Below are 20,942 nucleotides of genomic sequence, written 5' to 3'. Positions count from 1 at the left end.
GGACGCGGGATCGGAACATCTGGGGAGACCCAGGCTAGCGCCCTCGACGGGGGTCTCGCGCGCCGGTTTCGGAGCCGGTCCACAGCGCCTAACGTTGGGGGATCTCGAAAAGTGAGGCGGGGGCATGGGCCGACGTGTGCGTGACAGGAGCGAGCCGGAGGAGGAGCTCTCCCCCGTGCCCGGGGTGGATCTGCTCGCCGACGCCGACCGGCCGAACTCGTGGTTCCTGTTGGTGGAGGGGACACCTCAGTCGCACGTCGACCTGGCCGACCCCTCCTACCTGGACTTCTCGTACGTACGTCGGATCGCCCACGCCGCCGATCTGGTCGCTCCGGAGGGGGAACCGATCGAGGCCCTGCACCTGGGAGCGGGGGCGTTGACGGTCGCCCGGTACGTGGCGCACACCCGCCCCGGTTCGACCCAGCGGGCGGTGGACGTGGACGCCGCGTTGGTGGAGATGGTCCGCCGTCGGCTGCCGTGGGATCGGCGGGCGCGGTTGCGGGTCGGGATCGACGACGCCCGCACGTGGATCGGGGCCCGTCACGACGCCTGCGCGGACCTGATCGTGTCGGACGTGTTCTCGGGCGCGCGGACCCCGGCCCGGTTGACGTCGACGGAGTTCTACGCCGAGGCGGCGCGTGTGCTGCGTCCGGACGGTCTCCTGGTGGTCAACGTCGGCGACGGTTACGCGTTGAAGCACACCCGCGCCCAGGTGGCCACGGTGCGTTCGGTGCTGCCGCACGCGGTGCTGACGGCGGAGCCGGGGATCCTGCGCGGCCGCCGGTTCGGCAACCTGGTGATCGTGGCCGGCCACCGACCGCTGCCCGAGGAGGAGCTCGGCCGCAGGGCGCACCGGGACACCGAGATGGCCCGCATGGTGGCGGGCGAGGACCTGGACCGCTTCGTCTCCGGCCACGCCCCGGTCCACGACGCCGACGCGGTCGACTCCCCCGAGCCCCCCGTCGACCTCTTCTGACCCCGACCGGATGTGGACGAGATCCACCGAAAGGCGCGATGGTCTTCTACCTTCGTCGGCATGCGTCTCCTTCCCCGCCCCCCGGGCTTCGGCCGAGAGTCCCTGGAAACGAGCGCCTCCGGTGGCGAGAGCCCGCCCAGGCTGTGGCTGCACATCGCCGTGACCTGGGTCATGGCCGGCCTGTGCATCGGAGCGATCGTGGGAGGAACCCTGTGGTTCCTCGGCTTCCCCGAGATCCCCAGGCCGGAGGAGCTTTCGCTGCGCGCCTTCGAGGCGGTCCTGGTCCGGGCGTTCGCCGTCATGGCCAGCCTCAGCGGTATCGCGCTTCTGGTGATCGCCTATCACCGACAGCGCAATAACGACCTGGAGAATCTGAGGGCCCACCGGGCGGCGGAGCGCGACGGGGTCAAGCTGTTCAACGACCGCTTCACCTCCGCCTACACCGAGCTCGGCAACGAGCAGGCCACCGCACGTCTGGGCGCGGTGTACGCGTTGGCCCACCTGGCCGACGACGCCCCCGACCCGGGGTTGAGACAGACCTGTATCGACGTGCTGTGCACCTATCTCCGTATGCCGCACGCGCCGCGGCCCGGAGACGACGTCGAACCGGGCTCACCCGAGTATCAGGAGTACGAGGCCTTCAGAGAGGTACGGCGCAGCATCGTCCGGGCGATCGGCGACCGACTGCGCGACGAGGGATCGCCCTGGCACGGGCACCGTTTCGACTTCTCCGACGTGGTCTTCGACGGCGGGACCCTTCGTTCGGTCCATTTCCTGCGCGGAAAGTTCATCTTCAATCGGGCCGTGTTCGCCGAGGGCGACCTGGACCTGCGGTACTCGCGGGTGGTGGACGCGAACATGAACTTCCGCAACGCGCGGTTCACCGGTGGCACCGTCAACCTGCGTCATGTCCGTTTCGAGGGCGGGTTCACCGACTTCTACAAGGCCGGGTTCGAGGGCTCGGAGGTGCTGCTGCACGACGTGCGGATCGCGCCGAAGACGATCAACCTGACCGGTGTCCGTTTCGCCTCCGGCCGGGTGGAATTCGACTCCCACCGCGGGGAACCCGCCCTGGGGGACCCGCCGGACGGTCTGCTCGACGCGGTGGCCGCGGGAGAGCCCGGTGTGGTCCGTCTACCCGGGTCCTGGACGTCGACGTCCACGGAGAACGGGGCGTTCGACGATCCGGAGGAGACGCCCTCTCAGGGGGAACGGGCGGGACGAAAAATGACCGGAACCGGACAACCGCACCTTTCCGGTACCGAGAACCTCTAGCTTGGAACCAAGCGCGCCACTCCCCCCAGCGCCCTCCGAGGACCAGAGAGGCCCCCTTCTCCCCTCGGAGGTTTCTCGGCCGCCCGGAACCGGCCCCCCGGTGCCGGGCGGCCGACGCATGTCCGGCGTGTACCACGGGAGGAGTAGGCCCGGAGGTCGAGTGACCCCTCCAGGAGGACGGACGATCGGAGACCGGGGCCGTACCTTCGAAGTCGTGGCAGCACTACTCCGAGCCGTTCCCCGTCCCACCCGCGCCGACCTGTGGATCACGATCACCCTGCTGGTCCTGTCCGTGGGCAGCACCATCGGGATCGAGATCGTCGATCCGGTCCCCGACGACCTGCGGCCGTGGCCGTGGGGGTACGCCCTGATGCTGGCGGCCTGCCTGCCGCTGCTGTTGCGCACCCCTCTGCCCCGTGTCGTGGGTCTGCTCTCGGTGACGGCGTCGACCGTCTACTACCCGCTGGGATTCCCCGACGGCCTGGTGATGCTGTGCACGGCCGTCATGCTCTACACCCTCGTCAGGCGCGGCCACCGGGTCTTCGGCTGGTCGCTGGGCATCGGCCAGTTCGTCTCGGTCAACGCCTACGAGTACCTCGCTCTGGGCTCGGTCCGCCCGGAGGCGATCGGGGTCGTGGGCTGGGTCCTGGTGCTGTTGTGCGCGGGCGAGGTCGTCCGGTGGCGGGCCGAGTACCAGCAGGCCGATCGGGAACGCGAGGAGGAGGCGGCCCGAGGCCGGGAGGAGGAACTCCTGCGCAGGGCGTCGGACGAACGTCTGCGGTTGGCCCGCGACGTGCACGACACCGTCGCCCACAACATCTCGCTGATCAACGTGCAGGCCGGGACCGCGCTCTACCTCATGGAGAAGGAACCGGAGCGGGCCGCGCAGGCGCTGAGCACCATCAAGCGGACCAGCAAGGAGACGCTCGTCGAACTGCGCGCCATCCTGGGGGTGCTGCGGGCGGTGGACGAGTCGGCTCCGCGATCCCCCGCCCCGGGACTGGACCGGGTCGACGCGTTGGTGGAGGGCACCCGGGACGCCGGAGTGGAGGTGGACCTGGAGATGGTCGGCGCCGAACGTCGACTGCCCCAGGGGGTCGAGGGCGTGGCCTATCGGGCCCTCCAGGAGGCGCTCACCAACGTGGTGCGCCATTCGGGGGCCTCCCGGGCGAGGGTCCGGATCGTCCACGAGCCCTCGTGGACGACGGTGGAGGTCTCCGACGACGGTCGGGGGACGGTGGGTCCCCCCGCGGCCGGCAACGGGATCACCGGCATGCGCGAGCGGGCCGCTCTCGTGGGCGGCGAGGTGGACGTCGGACCGGCCGAGGGGGGAGGATTCCGCGTAGTGGTGCGGCTGCCGGTGGACGGCGGTCCCGACCGAGGAGAGGACAGACGTTGATCCGGGTACTGCTCGCCGACGACCAGGCACTGGTGCGTGCCGGGTTCGGTGCCCTGCTGAACAGCGAGCCCGACATCGAGGTCGTCGCCGAGGCGGGCGACGGTGACGAGGCGATCCGCCTCGCCCGTTCCACCCGCCCCGACGTGGTCCTGATGGACATCCGGATGCCGGGGACGGACGGACTGACCGCCACCGGTCGGATCCTCGCCGACCCGGCGCTGGAACGGACGCGGATCGTCATCCTCACCACCTTCGACCTGGACGAGTACATCTTCGAGGCCCTGCGCTCCGGGGCCAGTGGCTTCCTGGTCAAGGACACCGAACCCCGCGATCTGTTGCAGGCGGTCCGTGTGGTCCACGCGGGCGAGGCGCTGCTCTCCCCCGGGATCACGCGCAGGCTGATCGCCGACTTCGTCAAGAGACCGAACCGTTCTCCCGGCCCCTCTCCTCGGCTCAACGGTCTCACCGACCGGGAACGGGAGGTGCTGTCCCTGGTCGGCCGCGGGCTGTCCAACGAGGAGATCGCGGGGGAGCTGGTCCTGAGCCCGGCCACGGCGAAGACCCACGTCAGCCGGGCGATGGTCAAACTCGGGGTCCGCGACCGGGCGCAACTGGTGGTGCTGGCCTACGAGACCGGTCTGGTCACCCCCGGCCGGGCCGACCCCGGGTGACCCCTCGGGGGGACCCTGAGACCGGACGGGGTCGTCCCGTACACCCGAAGGCGTAGTCGGTCGTCCCGGGTGGACTCCCGGAGGACGATGCGCGCGGCCCGACCCTCGGCGGATGCTGTCTCGCGTCCCCACCTCCGAGAGTCGAAGGCGCCGACCGTGTTGCTCGAAGATCCTCTGGCCTTGGCCCGCCTCCAGTTCGCGTTCACCGCGGCCACCCACTACATGTTCGTGGCCTTGACCCTCGGCCTGGCCCCCTACATCCTGTTCACCCAGTTCGTGGCGGTTCTGCGCGGTGATCGTTCCCGCATGCTCTCGGTCCGTTTCTGGGGCGGCCTCTACCTGGTCAACTACGGCATGGGCGTCCTCTCCGGCCTGGTGATGGAGCTGCAACTGGCGTTGAACTGGAGCGGAATCCAGGAGACGTTCGGCTACACCTTCGCGGCCCCGCTGGCCATCGAGACGATGACGGCGTTCTTCGTCGAGTCGACCTTCCTGGGTCTGTGGATCTTCGGCTGGGACCGGATGGGCCGCTGGGCGCACCTGTTCTGCTTCCTGGTGGTCTCCCTCACCGCCTACGGTTCCGCCTGGTGGGTCCTGGTCTCCAACGGTTTCCTGCGTCACCCGGTCGGCTTCGAGATGGTGGACGGCGTCGCCCACCTGAGCGACCCGATGGCCCTGGTGACCAATCCGGCCGCGGTCTTCGCCTTCCTCCACGTGGTCACCGGCGCGATGACGGTCGGCGCCCTGGTGGTGGCCGCGGTCAGCGCCTATCACCTGCGCCGGGGACAGGACGAACACGGGATCTTCCGGCGCGGAATCCGCTACTCGGCGATCATGATGTGCGTGATGCCGATGCTCGTGGTGGGTTTCGGTGGAGCCCAGTTCCAGATCTTCGGCCAGGACCCGCCCACCAGCGGGCTGACCTACACGGCCGAGGAGATCGCGACGATCGAGGCGTCGGGGGGTGGTGGTCTCGTGGCCGTGGCCAACCTGACCGGTGACGTCGTCATGATGACCTCTTGGGCGGTGATGTTCTTCCTCGGGCCGCTGATACCGCTGTTCCTGCCGCTGTTCTCCGCTCGACGCGGCCGGTGGGGGCGTCGTCTGGGGCTCGCGCCCGGTCCGGAGTTGTTCTCCCGTCCGCCGGCCCGATGGATCCGGTGGGCGCTGGCGCCCCTGCTCGTCTCCCCCGCCCTGCCCTACCTGGCGAGTATCGGCGGCTGGGTCTACCGGGAGACCAACCGTCAGCCCTGGGTGGTGGTGCACCACCTGACGACGGCCGACGCGATGACCCCTATGTCGCCCGCCGCCGCTCTGGCCTCGTTCACGTTCTTCACCCTCGCGTTCACCGTCCTGGCCGTGGTGACGTACACGCTCCTGTTCCGCTATGCCCGGCGCGGCCCCGAAGGGGGTCCCCTCGCCGAGCGACGCGCGGACGCCGACCCCGGGGCGGACGAGCCCGCCGCACCCGTCCACACGTTCTGAGACCTCCGGGAGACAGCCATGGACCTTCTCTCCGTACCCTCGCCCTCCGCCCTGCTCCTCGCCCTGTTCGTCGTGGGCTACCTGGTGCTGGCCGGGGCCGACGTGGGGCTGGGCATGCTCATGCCCCACGTGGCGCGCTCCCCCGATCAAAGACGCCGGGTGGTGGCGTCGATCGCCCCCTACTTCCTCGCCTCCGAGGTCTGGCTCGTCGCCGCGGTCGGGGTGATGGCCGGGATGTTCCCCGAGCTGGAACACCTGGTGGTGGCCCGGTTGTGGCCGGTCCTGGTCGTACTCCTGGCCGGGTGGCTGCTGCGCGACGCGGGCCTGTGGTTCCGTGCCCGGGTGGACACGCCTCGATGGCGCGGGCTCTGTGACACGGCGATCGTGGCCGGGAGTTGGACCCTGGCCGTGTCATGGGGGCTGGCGGTGGCCGGGCTCCTGACGGACGGGCTGTCGCCGTCCCCGTTCCCGGTGCTGTGCACGATCACGGTCGTCTGTCTGTTCGCGTTGCGCGGCGCGGCCTTCGGCGCCGAACGACTGGTGGGACCCTTCGAGGCGGAGAGCGCGGACGTGGCCGCGCGGGCGACCCGGTCTCTCGCCCGTTTCGCCTTGGGCGCGACGATCGCCACCGTGCTCGCGGCGCCGTGGAGCGGCGGCCCCTCCCCGACGAGTCTCGGGGCGGCCGTGACCTTGGCGGTGGTGTTGGCCGCGGCCCTGGCCCTGACCTCTGGCCTGACCGGGCCGATGTTCTCCCGGCACACGTCGGCGTTGGCCATCGCGATTCCCGGCCTACTGGTGGCGTCGACCGCGGGTCTGCCCACGTCCGGGCTCCCGGGCACGACGGCGGTGTTCGTGTGGTCGATGCTCCTGCCCGTGGTTCCGGTCATGCTCTTGGGGCAGGTCTGGTTGTACCGAATGACACGCCGACCGGCCACGGGAGCGACCTTCTTCGCCTGAGTCCGAAGCGGGGACAGCGCAGTTCAACCGGGCGATGGACGGTGCGCGCCCCGTCCATCGACGGGCGCGCCCCCGCATCGCGTCGACCGTCGCGGGTTGGCGGCGGAGGGTAGTGGGCACTCCATGTCTCGGAACAGGCCCCGTATCCCCGGGAGTGTCCCGGGTGCGACGGTGCGGGCGCCAAGACGAGCCCTGAGGAGGGACCGTGATCCACCCCCTGATGACTTCCCCGAGCCTGAGTTCCTGTAGCTGCGGGTCCGGCTGCTCCTGCGGTTGCCAGAGCGGCGGAAGCTGTAGCTGTGGCGGAAGCTGCTGATCCTTCCGACCGGGGCCGCCCCCGCCCCTCTGGGGGCGGCCTTCCCTGGTCGAGCTCGTCCGGCTTGGAGTCGGACGTCCCCATCAGGGCCCACACCTCCGGCATCGCGACAATGCGCAACGATATGTGTACTCTATGTCACAGTGCTTGCCCATGAGGGAAGCCGCTGCGTACCCACCTGCTGGGGGGAGATCAGCGATGTCGCCGTTCACGAGGCCGGCGGGCCGGAGAGGACGCCTCTCCGAACACGCGCGACTACTCGAATGCGTGCAGGGGATCCTCGAACGATCCGACCGCGCGGTGCCCTGGGAGCCGGATACCGTCGGATTACCCGACGCCCGCTCCGACAGTGCCCTGGCCCGGATCAACGACGTGGCCTTCTACGCCAACGCCCGCGACGAGGTCGCCGCGTTGGCCGGGGTCTGCGTGGACCTACTGCGACTGCACGGTCCCGCCGAGAACGACGAGGACCGCTGTCGGAACTGTCATCTGGACTGGCCCTGCCCGACCTTCGGAGAGATCTCCCGCCTTCTGCGCTGAACCAGCCCCCCCGGACACGGACGCCGCCCGCCGGGGCCGGGGCGCGATCCGATCTCGACGGGCGGCGGTCCTGCGCGTGTCTGCCTCCGGCACCCCACGACCGAACTGTCGGGTGCCCTCACCGGACGAGGCGCACCCCGAGGCTAATACTGGAACCCGTTCTACCGCAATACCCGAATCAGGTTCGGAACAAGCGAGAAGCCCGGGGGAACGGACCCGCCGGGCTTTCTGGAACAGGATCCACCTCACCGCCGGTCGATGTCGGGGATCTCCAACTGGAGGGCGGACCGCTCGGCGAGCAGCGGTCGAACGACCGCGAGCGCGGCCTGGTGGTCGGGATGGTCCCGGTAGACGGCGTATCCGGCCGCGTCGGCGACGTCGGCCACCACCGCGAAGTCGAAATTACCCTCGGACAACCCCTCGTCCGGGCCGAAGGAGTAGTCGATGAGCTCGGGGATCGCCTCGGGCAGCGCCCCCAGCGCCTCGCCGACCCGGGAGATCTGCTCGGCCGTGGTGCCCTCGCGCCAGCGGAACAGTGCGATGTGTCGAAGTGCCATACCGCCGAACCTATCCGGCCCGGCGCCTCACGGACGTCGGGCCCAGGGGCGGGGGACAGCCCCTGGGACCGACCTCGGGATCGGCGCGGCGACCCGTGCCCCTCCAACGGTGAAGGGCCCTCCCCATGGACAGCGGGGCGCGCCGTACACCTCTGACATTAACGAATTGGCGGTAACGCGAACACCCCCTTCGGATAACCGGAACGTCTCGATTCATCCGGAGGAAACCGATCGGACCGGCACTGACCTGGGGTGTGACCCCGCCTTTGCGGCCTGACCGGCCACATCCACCGGCCACGGGCCCCGCAGAACGGCTCACCCGAAAATCGGCGAAACAGAAAAAGCCCCCGCCGGAAAAACATAAGCCACTACCCTCGGCAACCTTCGGGGGAAAGGTTGCGGGGGGTTGCATTCCGGCGGAGGCCGGAGAGAACGACCTGTGTGCTCGAAGGTCGAGGTCAACTGACCCTGGTGGCCAGTAGATACGCTCCCGGCGAATCGGCGTCCACTATTTCAGTGACCCGCCACGCCTGACCTCCGATGCTGAAGACATCGCCCACACGAACGTCGATCATGGGCGTGGGTCGCCACTCCTTCGGACCACCGATCTTGGCCACCGGGCGGCCGTCGTCGTCGATCCAGAAACTGCCACCACCGACGGGACCGCCGGCGAAGCGGTCGTTGCGCCCGTAACTGATCTTCTCCTGCGCACCGATCTCGTGAACCAACGTGGATTCAGTCCCAACCGTCTCGGATCCATTGAAAACGCATCCATATTAACCCTCTCCCCACCATTACATGGGCAAGGGAGGACCTGGTTCAGCGTTTCATCAGAATAGACGACAAAAGTAATGCGCGGGCTAGGACTTTAGTCCTGACCCGCGCGAGCGAGAACGCAGGGAATGGCTCAGCCGCCGTTACTCGAACCCCGGTCGCCCTTGAGACGGCCCACCAGGGTCTCCAGCGCGGAGCTGAAGGGGTGGTCGTGGACCATGTAGGTCCACGTCATCGAAGGCCGTTTCACCCCGACCGAGCTCACGTCGAGCTCCCCGTCGACGACCTCCAGTTCGGCGAAGCTCTCGGCGGCCCGTGCGCGCGCCTGGTCGAGGAAGCCCTTGAAGACCGGGACCGCCTCGCGGTTGAACTCGTCCAGCGGGTCACGGCGCCCCAGGTACCGCAGGTGGATGCCCTCCCGCAGCTCCGACAGGAACGCGTTGTGGTCGGTCCAGCCCCGGTCCAGGTGGTAGAGCGTGATCAGCCGGGCCGCCGCGGCGACGCGTTCGGCGTCCAGCTCCTCGACCAGTTCCTCGTGCCGTTCCTTGCGGTCGAGCTTGACGTGCCGATCCCCCTGGTCACCGGTGAGGACCAGTTCGCGGTGTTCCAGGACCACCTCGCGCTGCACGTCGATGAGCTTGTTGTAACGCCAGGTGTTGCGGTGGACCTCCAGCAGGCGTCCCTCGGAGACCCGCTGCGCGTGGTCGACCACCGCCAGCCAGGCCTCGTCGGTGATCTCGCCCAGGGCCGTGGTCGTGTAGCCGGTGGTCTCCGACGCGTGCTCGACCAGCAGGTCGTCGTCCATGCTGACGAAGAAGATGGAGTCGCCGGGGTCTCCCTGACGTCCGGCGCGCCCGCGGAGCTGTCCGTCCAGACGGCTGCTGGGGTAGCGGCCGAAGCCCATCACGAACAGACCGCCGGCCTCGACCACCCGGTCGCGGTCGGACATGTCGCTGCCACCGAGCCGGATGTCGGTTCCGCGACCGGCCATCTGGGTGGAGACGGTGACCGCGCCGTAGGTGCCCGCCTCGGCGATGATGGAGGCCTCGTCGGCGTCGTTCTTGGCGTTGAGGACGACGCACTCCAGCCCCGCCTCGCGCAGCCGGTCGGCCAGGAGCTCGGACTCGGCGACGTCCTGTGTGCCGATGAGGATGGGGCGGCCGCTCTTGTGGACCTCCTCCGCCCGCGCGATGAGGGCGTCCTCCTTCTCCTCGCGCGTGGCGTACAGCCGGGTCCCGTGGTCCTCACGGATGTTCGGCTTGTTGGAGGGGACGACCGCCACCTCCAGCTCGTAGAACTCGCGCAGCTGCTCGGCGACCGACATGGCGGTACCGGTCATACCGGCGAGCGTCGGGTAGCGCATGACCAGGGCCTGGACGGTGATGGAGTCCAGGATCTCGCCGGTCTCGCTGATCGCCACCTTCTCCTTGGCCTCGACGGCGGCCTGAAGGCCGTCCGGCCAGCGCTGGAGCAGGGCGATCCGGCCGCGCGACTCGTTGATGATGCGCACCTCGCCGTCGCGCACCACGTAGTGGACGTCGCGCTGGAGCAGCACCTGGGCGTGCAGGGCGAGGTTGACCTGGGGCAGGAGGGAGGAGTCGTCCTCCGCGTACAGGTCGACACCGCCGAGGGCCTTCTCCACGGCGTCGATACCGGCGTCGGTGAGCTGGACGTTGCGACCCTCGCCATCGACCTCGTAGTGCAGACGCGGTTTGAGGTCGCGCACCACGTCGGCCATCTCGATGTCGGCGGGGACGCTCTCGGCGGCCCCGGCGAGGACCAGGGGCACGCGCGCCTCGTCGACGAGCACGGAGTCCGCCTCGTCGATGATGGCGACGTGGGGTTCGGGGACCACGCGGTCGTCGGCGTCGGTGACCATACGGTCGCGCAGGACGTCGAAACCGAGTTCGCTGACGGCCGCGTAGGTGACGTCGCGACCGTAGGCGCTCTTGCGCTCCTCGGTGTCGGAGTCCTCGTTGATCCAGCCGACGGTGACGCCGAGCATGCCGTAGAGCGGTCGCATCCAGTCGGCGTCGCGTCGGGCGAGGTAGTCGTTGACGCTGAGCACGTGCACACGCTTGCCCCGCAGGGCGAAACCGGCCGCGGCCAGGGCACCGGCGAGCGTCTTGCCCTCACCGGTGGCCATCTCGGTCACGTGGCCGTCGAGCAACGCCATGACTCCGAGGAGCTGGACGTCGAACGGCCGCTCGCCGAGCGTGCGGCGCGCGGCCTCACGGCCCACGGCGCACAGGTCGACGAGGTCGGCCGGAGAGTAGGGGAGCTCGGCGTAGCCGAGTTGGATGGCCTTCTCCTTCAGCTCGGCATCGCCGAGTTCACGCAGGCCCTCCTCTTCGGCCTCGATCGCCGGCAGGAGCTTGGTATAGGGCCGCAGGTCCACCGCACCGGGCTTGCCCAGTAGGCGGCGGACGCTTTCCGCCATTCGTCCGAACACCACGCCAGGGTAACGCCGGGCACAAGCGATTGGTTCCCCTCGGGCCGTCCTTTGTCCGCACGACAGGCACAGAACAACCCAAAAGGAACAATCAGCTTCATAAGTGATGCGACGTGTCCCGAGAACGTCGGAGGGGAGGAGGGCCACGCCAGGAGGGTCCGTGAAGAACGGTGGCGGGCGCGGGAGGGGCGGAACCGAAGGGGTTCGGAGGAGGGACGGAACGGTCAGGCGAGCTGACGGATACGCTGACGGGCCTCCACGGCCATGGCGTGCTTGACCAGGGTCAGCAGGACCTTGACCACGGACTTGCGGTCACGGGCGTCGCAGTAGACGACCGGCACGTCGGCGGTGAGGTCGAGGGCGTCGCGCAGCTCGTCGGCGCTGTAGGCCATCTCCGGGTCGAACTCGTTGACGGCCACCACGAAGGGGAGCTTGTACTGGCGCTCGAAGTAGTCCAGGGCCTGGAAGGTGTCCTCCAGGCGACGGGTGTCGGCGAGGATGACCGCTCCGAGCGCGCCGCGGACCAGCTCGTCCCACATGAACCAGAAGCGTTGCTGTCCGGGCGTACCGAACAGGAAGAGGGTCAGGTCGGTGTCGAGCGAGATGCGGCCGAAGTCCATGGCCACCGTGGTGCTGGTCTTGTCAGGGGTGTGCGAAAGGTCGTCCACTCCGGCGCTGGCCGCGGTCACGGCCGCTTCGGTGCGGACCGGAGGGATCTCGGAGACAGCACCGACGAACGTGGTCTTACCGACCCCGAAGCCCCCGGCGATGATGATCTTGGTCGACAGTGCGGTGGGGGCGTGGGCGTTGTTCGTGCTGTTGGCTGAGTGGATCACAGTTTGTCCTAGCGAGAGTGCCGGGTCTGCAGGGACGGTTGGCTCACGACCCGGTCTGGAGGGGCGCGGATCCTCTCCGGGTCCGAGCCTCCGTAGGAGGATCCGCCCCTGGAACCTAACACCGGACGGCGATGGAGTCCGGGTTTTCGGCAGAGTGGGGAACACCACCACGAACACCGACAAGGGCGGCTGTAACGGTCAACGCGCAGTTGACAGGGTCTTGAGGCGGGATGTCCACCTCGTGGCGACGTGTCCGTACTCCGAGACGGAACGTAGTCAGATAAGCACATGGGCGTACCCTGGAAGGTCGACTTTACGACATTGTGAGCGGCCATTTTCGGCCGCTTTCGGCCGCGCCGATCCCTGTCCGGAGCAGCCCCCTGCATCTACGGTGGAGTCCAGGGCACCCACCGAGTGCGGTCGTCGACGACTCCTGGCACGAGCGAACGACCCCACGGGGCCCGGCGGCGCCTTGGGGCGCACGACCACGACCGACGTCTCGCTCTTCGACGTCGGGCCGGCCGTACCACCCCGTCAGGGCGTTCAGAGCCCCACCGGCCCACAACCGTCCACGTGGGCCGGTGGCGGCCCGCCTCCCGCTCCCTCTTCTCCGCCACCCCTTCGCGCCCCAATGCGTAGGATGGACGCGCCGCCCCCTCCCCGACCGGTCCTCATCGCGCACGCGCGCGACACCGGGGCGGGCGCCGGGCGGCGATCAGACCAGCCACACCACTCCCGAGGGAGCCGAGAACCCCACATGTCCGAGCAGCGCGTCGTCCGCCCCACTCCCATCAGCGGTTTCCCCGAGTGGACCCCACAGGTCCGGGCCGTGGAGCAGCGCTGGCTGGACCATATCCGCGCCGGGTTCGAGTCCTTCGGCTTCGCCTCCGTCGAGACGCCCTCCGTGGAGAACCTGGACGTGTTGATGGCCAAGGGCGAGACCTCCCAGGAGGTCTACACCCTGCACCGTCTCCAGGCCGACGCCAAGGACGACTCCGACGCCAGGCTCGGGCTGCACTTCGACCTGACCGTGCCCTTCGCCCGCTACGTCGCCCAGCACTTCAACGAGCTGACCTTCCCGTTCAAGCGCTACCAGATGCAGCGTGTGTGGCGCGGCGAGCGTCCGCAGGAGGGCCGGTTCCGCGAGTTCACCCAGTGCGACATCGACGTCATCAACGTCGACTCGGTCCCACTGCACTTCGACGCCGAGCTCCCGCGCATCGTGCACCGGGTGCTCAGCGGTCTCGACATCCCCGCCTGGACGCTCAACGTCAACAACCGCAAGGTGCTCCAGGGCTTCTACGAGGGGCTGGGCATCGAGGACCCGATCGCGGTCATCCGCGCGGTGGACAAGCTCCACAAGATCGGGGACGAGGGCGTGCGGGAGATCCTGTCCGCCGAGGGACTGACCGACGAGCGGATCGAGCCCTGTCTGGCCTTGGCCCGTCTCAAGGGCGACGGCCCCGACGTGGTGGCCAAGGTGCGAGAGCTCGGGGTGCGCTCGGAGCTGCTCGACGAGGGGCTGGAGGAGCTGGCGTTCGTCATGAACGACCTGGCCGACCTGCCCCGGGGCGACGTGGTCGCCGACCTGTCCATCGCACGCGGCCTGGACTACTACACCGGCACCGTCTACGAGGCCTCCTTCGACGACGACCCCGGTTACGGCAGCATCTGCGCGGGAGGGCGCTACGAGAACCTCGCCGGGCAGTTCATCCGCCGCCGGCTCCCCGGGGTGGGCATCTCCATCGGGCTGACCCGCATCTTCGCCAAGCTCGTCGCCGAGGGGCGCATCGAGGGCGGCCGGGTGTGCCCCACCGACGTGATGGTGGTGGTCCCCAACGCCGAACGGCGCGCGGAGGCGCTGCGCACCGGTGAACTGCTGCGCGCGCGGGGCCTCAACACCGAGGTCTTCCACTCCACGAGCAAGGTCGGCAAGCAGATCCAGTACGCGTCCAAGAAGGGCATCCCCTTCGTGTGGTTCCCGCCCTTCGAGGAGGGCGGCGACCACGAGGTCAAGGACATGGACGGAGGCGAGCAGGTCACGGCCGATCCGACCACCTGGTCCCCCCGCTGATCCCGTGAACCCTCGGAGGGGGCGTCGCCGCCCCCTCCCCTCCGCCCCCTAGCAGGTCGCGGACCGGCATGGGCGGTTTTCCACCGTCCGTGCCGGAACCGGCCATTCCCGAGACAGTCCCGGGTACCGGGTGCCAGACTGGGACGGGCCGCCCCGCGACCGCACCCCGCCCGTGGGCGACCGACTTCGGTGTCCTAGTAATCGAGGCCATGTCTCCACCTCGCCACAACCTTCCCCTGTCCGCCGGTGAGTTCATCCGATTCGTCGGCCGTGAACGCGACATCGTCGACCTGGGTCGTCTGCTCGATACCGCCCGGATGGTCACCCTGACCGGCACCGGGGGGATCGGCAAGACCAGGCTCGCCCTCCACCTGGCCGAGCGTGTACTGCGTCGTTTCCCCGACGGTGTGCGGTTCATCGATCTGAGCGAGGCCTCCACCCACGAGCAGGCGCTGCGCACGGTCGCCGCGGGCCTGAACGCGGTCCAGGGCGACTCGGCGACCCTGTTGGACGGGATCATCACGGCCCTGCGGACCCAGCACCTGCTGCTGCTCCTGGACACCTGCGAGCACGCGGTGGGTCCGATGGCGGAGCTGTGCCGGGCCGTGCTGCGCGACTGTCCGAGGGTGCGCATCCTGGCGACCAGTCGCCAGCCGCTGCACGTGCCCGAGGAGAACATCTGGCGGGTCCCCCCGCTCTCGCTGCCCTCACGGCCCACGCCCACCGACCCCTACGCCGCCGTCCCGGTGCCCATCCCCCGGCGCGACGCCCAGCGCTACGAGTCGGTGCGGCTGTTCCTGACCCGCGCGCACGCCGCCCGCTCCGGTTTCGAGATGACCCGGGAGAACTCCGGCTACATCGCGGAGATCTGCCGGATGCTCGACGGCATGCCCTTGGCCATCGAGCTGGCCGCCGCCCGGGTCCGGGTCCTGTCCGTGCAACAGATCCTGCGCCGCCTGGACGACCGCTTCCGGCTCCTGAGCGGCGACGGCGCCGGACACCTCCCGGAACGTCAGCGCACCCTGCGCGCCGTGCTGGAGTGGAGTCACGGCATGCTCACCGACGCCGAGCGCGCCCTCCTGCACCGGTTGTCGGTCTTCTCCAGTTGGTACCTGGAGATGGCGGAGGAGGTCTGCTCCGGCGAGGGCGTGGAGGCCACCGACATCCTGCCGCTGCACTTCTCCCTGTTGGACAAGTCGCTGGTGGTGATGGACGCCGAGATCGACGGGACCGCCCACTACCGGCTGACCGAGACCGTGCGCGCCTACGCCGCCGAACGTCTGGTGGAGAACGGGGACGGCGAGGAGCGTTGGAGCCGCTACCTGGCCTTCACCATCGACCGTCTGGAGCGGGCCGCCAAGACCGGCGAGGGCCCTCTGGAATGGTCCGAGCGGCTGGGCCGGCTGCGCATGCAGGACCACCACCGTGAGAACCACGCCCGGGTGGTCCTGTGGGCCCTGGCCAAGGGGCGCTCGGACGACGCGCTGCGCGTGTGCGTGGCGCTGCGCTCCTACTGGCTGGTGCGGGACCTGACCGCCGAGGGCAGCCGACTGCTGGAACAGGCCCTGGAGCGCGACCCCGACTCCCAGTCGCCGCCGCTGCGGGCCCGCGCCCTGGCCCTGCGCGCCGAGCTGCGCCTGGACGTGGACCCGGCCCCTCGGGTCGCCACCCTCGCCCTGTGCGCGTTGGAGGCGGCCCGTGCCTGTCGCGACGCCGCGGCCGCCGCCTCCGCGCTGGCGACCCTGGCCGCGCTGTCTCTGCGCACCGGTGCCCTGGAGGAGGGGGAACGCCGGGCCCGTCGTTCCCTGGAGTGGGTGGCCGAGGCCGGCGACCATCTGACCGAGGGCATCGCCCTGAGGGTCCTGGCCCGTCTGGCGCGGCGCCGGGGTTGCCCGGAGGAGGCCGTCGGCCATCTGGAGGAGGGTCTGGAGAAGGCCCGCCGGCTGAACGATCACTGGAGCCAGGCCCGCTGTCTGCACGAGCTGGGTTCGATCGCGGTCGAGGCCGGCGACCACGAGGGCGCCGAGGCCCTGCTGTCGGAGGCTTTGGAGATCTTCGGCGACATGCCCTCGGACCTGGCGTTCGCGCACTGCGCGGCCGACCTGGGCCGGCTCCACCTGGCCAGGCACGATCCCCTCTCCGCGCGCGCCCCGCTGGCCCGCTGTCTACGGGTCGGTTTCACCTCCGGTCGTCGGATCGCGGTGGCCCGGGCCTTGGAGGCCCTGGCCGAGCTCGCCCTGGCCGAGGAGGAGTCCAGCCGCGCCGCCGCGCTCGCCGGTGTGGCCGCCGACCTGCGCACCTCGTTGGACCGGCCCTCGGCCGAGACCGTCCGGCTGCGTTCCGCGGTGGAACGCAGGGTGGGCGCGGGTCCGGCCGCCCAGGCCTGGGACGCCTGGCGGTCACTGCCTCTGGAACAGATCCGTGATCGGGCCCTGGCCTTCCCCCGCCCCCAGGGCGCGCGGCCGAGCGGGCCCGACTCCCTGACCCCGCGCGAACGCGAGATCGCCACCCTGGCAGAACGGGGTCTGTCCAACCGTGAGATCGCCGAGGAGCTGACCATCAGCCAGGCCACCGCGGCCCGCCATATCGCGAACATCTTCAGAAAACTTTCGATTTCGTCCCGGACGCAGTTGACCGGCTGGGCCGCACCCCGCGAACCCGGGTGAACCCGCCGAGAACACGCCGGGGCACTTGCACAGTGCGCGTGCACCCGCTAAACCAGAAAGCCCAAGCAGCACCGCCCCTCTCGATGACGCCCACCCCTCGATCACCCGGTCATCGGCGGTGCGGCCGACCCCCGACAGCCCCTACATGTGAAGGCCATGGCACCTTTGACCGCGCCGGCGCGGCACAACCTCCCCCGGCCGGGCACCGGCTTCGTTGGCAGGGAACCGGATCTGAGCGATCTGCTCCACCTGCTCGGTACCGGCCGCTCGGTGAACATCCGCGGTGTCGACGGCATCGGCAAGACGCGGCTGGCCCTGCGCGTGGCCGAACAGTCCACCGTGTCCTTCCCGGACGGGGTGTGGTTCGCCGATCTCACCGATGTCCGAACAGGGCTGGAGGTCCACGCCCGGATCGCCGAGGCGGTGGGCGTGGTCGAGGAACCGGGGCAGCCTCTGGCCATCACCGTGACCGAGGCCCTGCGCGACCGGCGTCTGCTGCTGATCCTGGACTCGTGCGAGCACGTGGCCGCCGAGGTGACCGAGGTCGGCGAGGCCCTGTTGGAGTCCTGCCCCTCGGTGACGTTACTGCTCACCAGTGAACAGCCGGTGCGGCTCTCGGGCGGAACGGTGTGGATGGTCCCGCCGATGTCCCTGCCGCCGACCGCGCGCAACGCGCCGCCGCCCGACCCGACCACGGCCGAACCGGTGCGGCTGTTCATGGACCGCGCGCGTGCGCGAGACCCCCGGTTCACCGTTTCTCCGGCGGAGTCGGAGACGGTGGCGGCCCTGTGCGCCCTGGCCGGCGGGATGCCGTTGGGGATCGAGGTGCTCGGCGCGGCCGCGCCGGAGCGGGGTGTGTACGAGCTGTTCCGCGGGGTGCACGACCACCTCTCCTCCCCCGAGGCGCTGCCCGGGCCGGGGCAGGCGGTCACCCGCAATCAGGTGCTGCCGTTGGTGTTGGACTACGTCTACCTGGGCCTTCCGGAGCCCGAGCGGGTGCTGCTGCGGCGTCTGTCGGTGTTCCGCGGGTGGGATCTGGAGCTGGCCGAACAGGTGTGCTCCGACGAGGACCTGCCCGAGACGGACATCCTGGATCTGCTCACCTCCCTGTTGGACCGTTCTCTCATCACGGTGACCGGCGAGTTCGAGGGGCGGGTGCGCTACCGGCTGCCCGAGGCCGTGCGCAGGTTCGCCGAGGAACGGCTCATCGCCGCGGGCGAGTCCGACACCTTCCAGGACCGTCTTCTGGAGCGGATGCTGCTCCTGGTGGAGGACCTGGGGCGCAAGCTGGAGTCGAGCCGTTCGATGTCCTGGTCCGAGCGGGACTCCGGCCGTCAGCGGGTGATCGCCGAGTACGACACCCTGCGTTCCCTGTTGCGCCGGTCGCACCAGCGCGGCGCGGCGGAGTCGGGTCTACGGCTGTGCGTGAGTCTGGTGGCGCACTGGGTGAGTCACAACAACTACTCGGAGGGCGCCCACTGGATGGACCGGCTGCTGGCGCTGGAGGAGGCCGACAAGGCCCCCTCTCGGGCGCGGGCACTGGTGGGCCGGGCCCAACTGGCCCGGGTCCGTCGCGACCACGACCTGGCCCTGTCCCTGGGTGAGGAGGGGCTCCGGCTGTGCCGGGAGAACGGCGACGACACGTTCGTCCGCACCTCGCTGAACCTGCTGGCCCTGGTGGAGGTCCGCGAGCACCGGACCGACCGGGCCTCGGTGCGGGTGGAGGAGGCCTTGCGGCTGTGCCGGGAGTCCGGTGACCTGTGGGGCGAGGCGATCGCCCTGGGCACCCGGGCGGTCCTGGTGGCCCGTCAGGGTGACTACCCGACCGCCGACCACCACTACAACGCCGCGTTGACGCTGCTGCGGGGGATCGACCACCGCTGGGGTGTCGGGGTGATCCTGATCGGGCAGGCCCGGGCCGCCGAGGCCAACGGCGATCTGATGACCGCCGACCGTTGTTACCGGGAGGCCCTGGACACCCAGCGACTGATCGGCGCGACGGCGGAGGAGGCGCGGTGCCTGTCGGGGATCGGCCGGGTGGCGCACGCCCAGGGATCGATCGGTCAGGCCTATGACTACCTGAGCGAGGGGCTCCTGCTCAGCCATCAGAGCGGCCAGCGGGCGGAGGCCGCCCGAAGTCTGCTCTCCATCGCCCGTCTGGCGTTCGAGAACGGGCTGCGCGAGCCCGCCTGCCGGCTGGCCGGGGCCGCGGTCGCCCTGCGCGAGCGGGTGGGGCTGCCCGCCCACGGCGCCCCGTGGCCGTTCGTCGACGTGGAGCGGGTCCGTCGCCGTCGACGGCAGTTGGTGGCGTGGTGGGAGCAGGGACGTCTCCTCGGACAGACCGAGGTGGTCGCCGAGGCCGAGCGACTCGCCGAGGAGGGACGGCGCGCGCCCATGGCGCCCCGGCGCCGGACCGAGGAGCCCGAGCCCTCCCGTCCTCGGAAGCGGGCCGCCCGTCGGCCGACCGGTCCGACGCATTCTCCGGAGACGACCAGCCCCCAGGAGAGCCTCACCAAGCGGGAGCTGGAGATCGCGCGTCTGGTCAGTACCGGCAAGAGCAACCCGGAGATCGCCCGAACGCTGTTCATCACCCCGTCGACGGCCGCGCGGCACGTCGCCAACATCAACCGCAAGATGGGGTTCCATTCCCGCACGCAGATCACCGCGTGGGTGGAGCTCCACCAGGCCGGTTGAGCCTCTCGTGGACGCCCCGAGACGCGTCCGCACTCCCTCGTACGAGGGCTGTGTAGACCACTCCTGCCCAGAATCTACATATGCACATGCATGGCAAGATGCATGTGCATTTGACTGTGAAAGCGCTAGGCTTCCAGCCATGGGAGAACACACTCACGACATCGCCCGGGCGAGCGGGGGCGTGTTCCCCTACCGGCCGTCGGAGACCGGGCCGCACACCGGCGTTCCGACCGGCCTTCGGTCTCGAGGTGGCCCTCGGGATCGGTGGGTGACCGTGCCGGCGCGAGGGAGAACCTGGGGAGGGACCTCGCCGCGAGACACCGGCACGGCGCCTCCGGGCTCGCCACGCGGAGGGGGCGTGACGAGCCCGGGGCGCACCCGCGCATACGACGCCGACTGGGGGAACGCATGGGGGTAGGGCTGTCTTCTGGAACCGGACGACCGGGCCGGCACCTTCCGCGCCGGGACGACCCGATCGGCTCCCTCACCGGAGGCCTTTGCGAGCGGCTACGACTGCGCTCCGGTCGAGGGGGGACGATCAGGGGCGGCTCGGGACGCACCGACGCACTGGCCTTCGCCGCGACCATCGAACAGGCGGCGGCGGGGCTGAGCCGTCGCGGGCTGTGCCTGGGAGACGTGGTGGGCGTTCTCGCCCCGGTCTCCCCCGACCGTTTCCTGGCCTCCTACACCGTGATGGCGGTCGGCGGGCGCGCCCTGACCGTGCTTCCCGAATCGGACCCCGAGACACAGTGCTCGGCGCTGGCCGAGACCGACGCCCGGCTCCTGTTCGTCAGCGAGGACATGGCCGAACGCGGGCTCGAACTGGCCGAGCGCTCCCGGGTACGGCAGATCATCACCTTCGGTTCGGCGCTGGGCACCACGCCCTTCGCCGAACTCCTGCTGCCGAGCCCCGACGGGAACGGCTACAGCCCGGCCCGCGGGCTCTTCGACAACGGTCTCCTGGGTTACGAGAACACCGGCGACGGTATGTTCACCACCCTGTACACCCACCACGACCTGCTGGCCCGCTTCGCCGAACTGCGCGAGGAGCTGGCGCTGACCCCCGACGACGTCGTCGGGGTCGATCGGCGCGGGGACGAGGCCACCCGGCACGCCCTGGTCGCGCTGGCCCTGTGGACCGGCGCCTGCGTGGTGGCCGGGGACGACTGCCCGCCCCCCGAGGGACGGAGCGTCACGGTCGAGTGCTCGCCCGAGCCCACCAGGATCTCCCGGCCCGACCGTCCGCGGTAGCGGGAGGCCGCCCCGCGCG

General features: G+C 70.1%; 15 protein-coding genes. 11 read left to right on the top strand and 4 right to left on the bottom strand.

All coding sequences use genetic code 11. From position 1 onward, the window contains the following. Positions 1–124: 124 nt before the first annotated feature. The 7 genes from U9J66_RS25665 (at position 125) to U9J66_RS25635 (ending at position 7,619) form a co-directional block, all read left to right on the top strand. The gene (locus U9J66_RS25665) at positions 125–976 is read left to right on the top strand and encodes a spermidine synthase (RefSeq protein ID WP_041561682.1); all 852 of its coding nucleotides are present in this window, start codon (positions 125–127) and stop codon (positions 974–976) included. Positions 977–1,036: 60 nt separating this feature from the next. Beyond that, positions 1,037–2,251, top strand: a complete 1,215-nt coding sequence (locus U9J66_RS25660; protein WP_326339007.1) for a pentapeptide repeat-containing protein — start codon at positions 1,037–1,039, stop codon at positions 2,249–2,251. 214 nt (positions 2,252–2,465) lie between these two features. Beyond that, entirely contained in the window at positions 2,466–3,650 is a 1,185-nt protein-coding gene (locus tag U9J66_RS25655) for a sensor histidine kinase (protein ID WP_326339006.1), read from the top strand. After that, the gene (locus U9J66_RS25650) at positions 3,647–4,321 is read left to right on the top strand and encodes a response regulator (protein WP_017533628.1); all 675 of its coding nucleotides are present in this window, start codon (positions 3,647–3,649) and stop codon (positions 4,319–4,321) included. Before U9J66_RS25655 ends, U9J66_RS25650 begins: the two co-directional genes overlap by 4 nt. Positions 4,322–4,480: 159 nt before the next feature. After that, positions 4,481–5,806, top strand: coding sequence for a cytochrome ubiquinol oxidase subunit I (locus U9J66_RS25645; protein WP_326339011.1), 1,326 nt, complete (start codon positions 4,481–4,483; stop codon positions 5,804–5,806). Positions 5,807–5,824: 18 nt separating this feature from the next. Then, positions 5,825–6,763: a cytochrome d ubiquinol oxidase subunit II gene (locus U9J66_RS25640; RefSeq protein ID WP_017533626.1), complete on the top strand. Its 939-nt coding sequence runs from the start codon at positions 5,825–5,827 to the stop codon at positions 6,761–6,763. Positions 6,764–7,277: 514 nt separating this feature from the next. Then, positions 7,278–7,619 (top strand): hypothetical protein, encoded by a 342-nt coding sequence (locus U9J66_RS25635; protein WP_014908370.1) that lies wholly within the window; start codon positions 7,278–7,280, stop codon positions 7,617–7,619. A gap of 245 nt (positions 7,620–7,864) precedes the next feature. Here U9J66_RS25635 and U9J66_RS25630 read toward each other — a convergent pair whose 3' ends face one another. The 4 genes from U9J66_RS25630 to U9J66_RS25615 all read right to left on the bottom strand — a co-directional run bounded on the left by U9J66_RS25630 (position 7,865) and on the right by U9J66_RS25615 (position 12,238). Further along, positions 7,865–8,176 carry a Dabb family protein gene (locus U9J66_RS25630; RefSeq protein ID WP_014912731.1) on the bottom strand — a complete coding sequence of 104 codons (312 nt, stop codon included), beginning with the start codon at positions 8,174–8,176 and terminating at the stop codon, positions 7,865–7,867. A 458-nt stretch (positions 8,177–8,634) separates the two neighbouring features. Next, complete coding sequence (locus U9J66_RS25625) at positions 8,635–8,904, bottom strand: DUF6406 domain-containing protein (protein ID WP_014911062.1); 270 nt, start codon at positions 8,902–8,904, stop codon at positions 8,635–8,637. Positions 8,905–9,083: 179 nt separating this feature from the next. Next, on the bottom strand, positions 9,084–11,390 hold the full coding sequence (secA2, locus tag U9J66_RS25620) for an accessory Sec system translocase SecA2 (RefSeq protein WP_020379935.1): 2,307 nt from the start codon (positions 11,388–11,390) through the stop codon (positions 9,084–9,086). A gap of 236 nt (positions 11,391–11,626) precedes the next feature. Then, on the bottom strand, positions 11,627–12,238 hold the full coding sequence (locus U9J66_RS25615) for a GTP-binding protein (protein ID WP_014911233.1): 612 nt from the start codon (positions 12,236–12,238) through the stop codon (positions 11,627–11,629). Between the two features lie 757 nt (positions 12,239–12,995). On the opposite strand from U9J66_RS25615, the gene hisS reads away from it, so the two are divergent. The 4 genes from hisS to U9J66_RS25595 all read left to right on the top strand — a co-directional run bounded on the left by hisS (position 12,996) and on the right by U9J66_RS25595 (position 20,923). Next, complete coding sequence (gene hisS / locus U9J66_RS25610) at positions 12,996–14,312, top strand: histidine--tRNA ligase (protein WP_017533625.1); 1,317 nt, start codon at positions 12,996–12,998, stop codon at positions 14,310–14,312. 209 nt (positions 14,313–14,521) lie between these two features. Further along, positions 14,522–16,978, top strand: coding sequence for an ATP-binding protein (locus U9J66_RS25605; RefSeq protein WP_326339005.1), 2,457 nt, complete (start codon positions 14,522–14,524; stop codon positions 16,976–16,978). Between the two features lie 165 nt (positions 16,979–17,143). Further along, positions 17,144–19,672, top strand: a complete 2,529-nt coding sequence (locus U9J66_RS25600; protein ID WP_161112334.1) for a LuxR C-terminal-related transcriptional regulator — start codon at positions 17,144–17,146, stop codon at positions 19,670–19,672. 408 nt (positions 19,673–20,080) lie between these two features. After that, positions 20,081–20,923: an AMP-binding protein gene (locus tag U9J66_RS25595; protein ID WP_014909407.1), complete on the top strand. Its 843-nt coding sequence runs from the start codon at positions 20,081–20,083 to the stop codon at positions 20,921–20,923. Positions 20,924–20,942 lie beyond the last annotated feature (19 nt).

The sequence above is a fragment of the Nocardiopsis sp. LDBS1602 genome (genome assembly GCF_035818715.1).
Taxonomy (GTDB): Bacteria; Actinomycetota; Actinomycetes; order Streptosporangiales; family Streptosporangiaceae; genus Nocardiopsis; species Nocardiopsis alba.
Note: the sequence above shows the minus strand (reverse complement) of the source record. Positions and strands in the feature narration are given on the sequence as shown.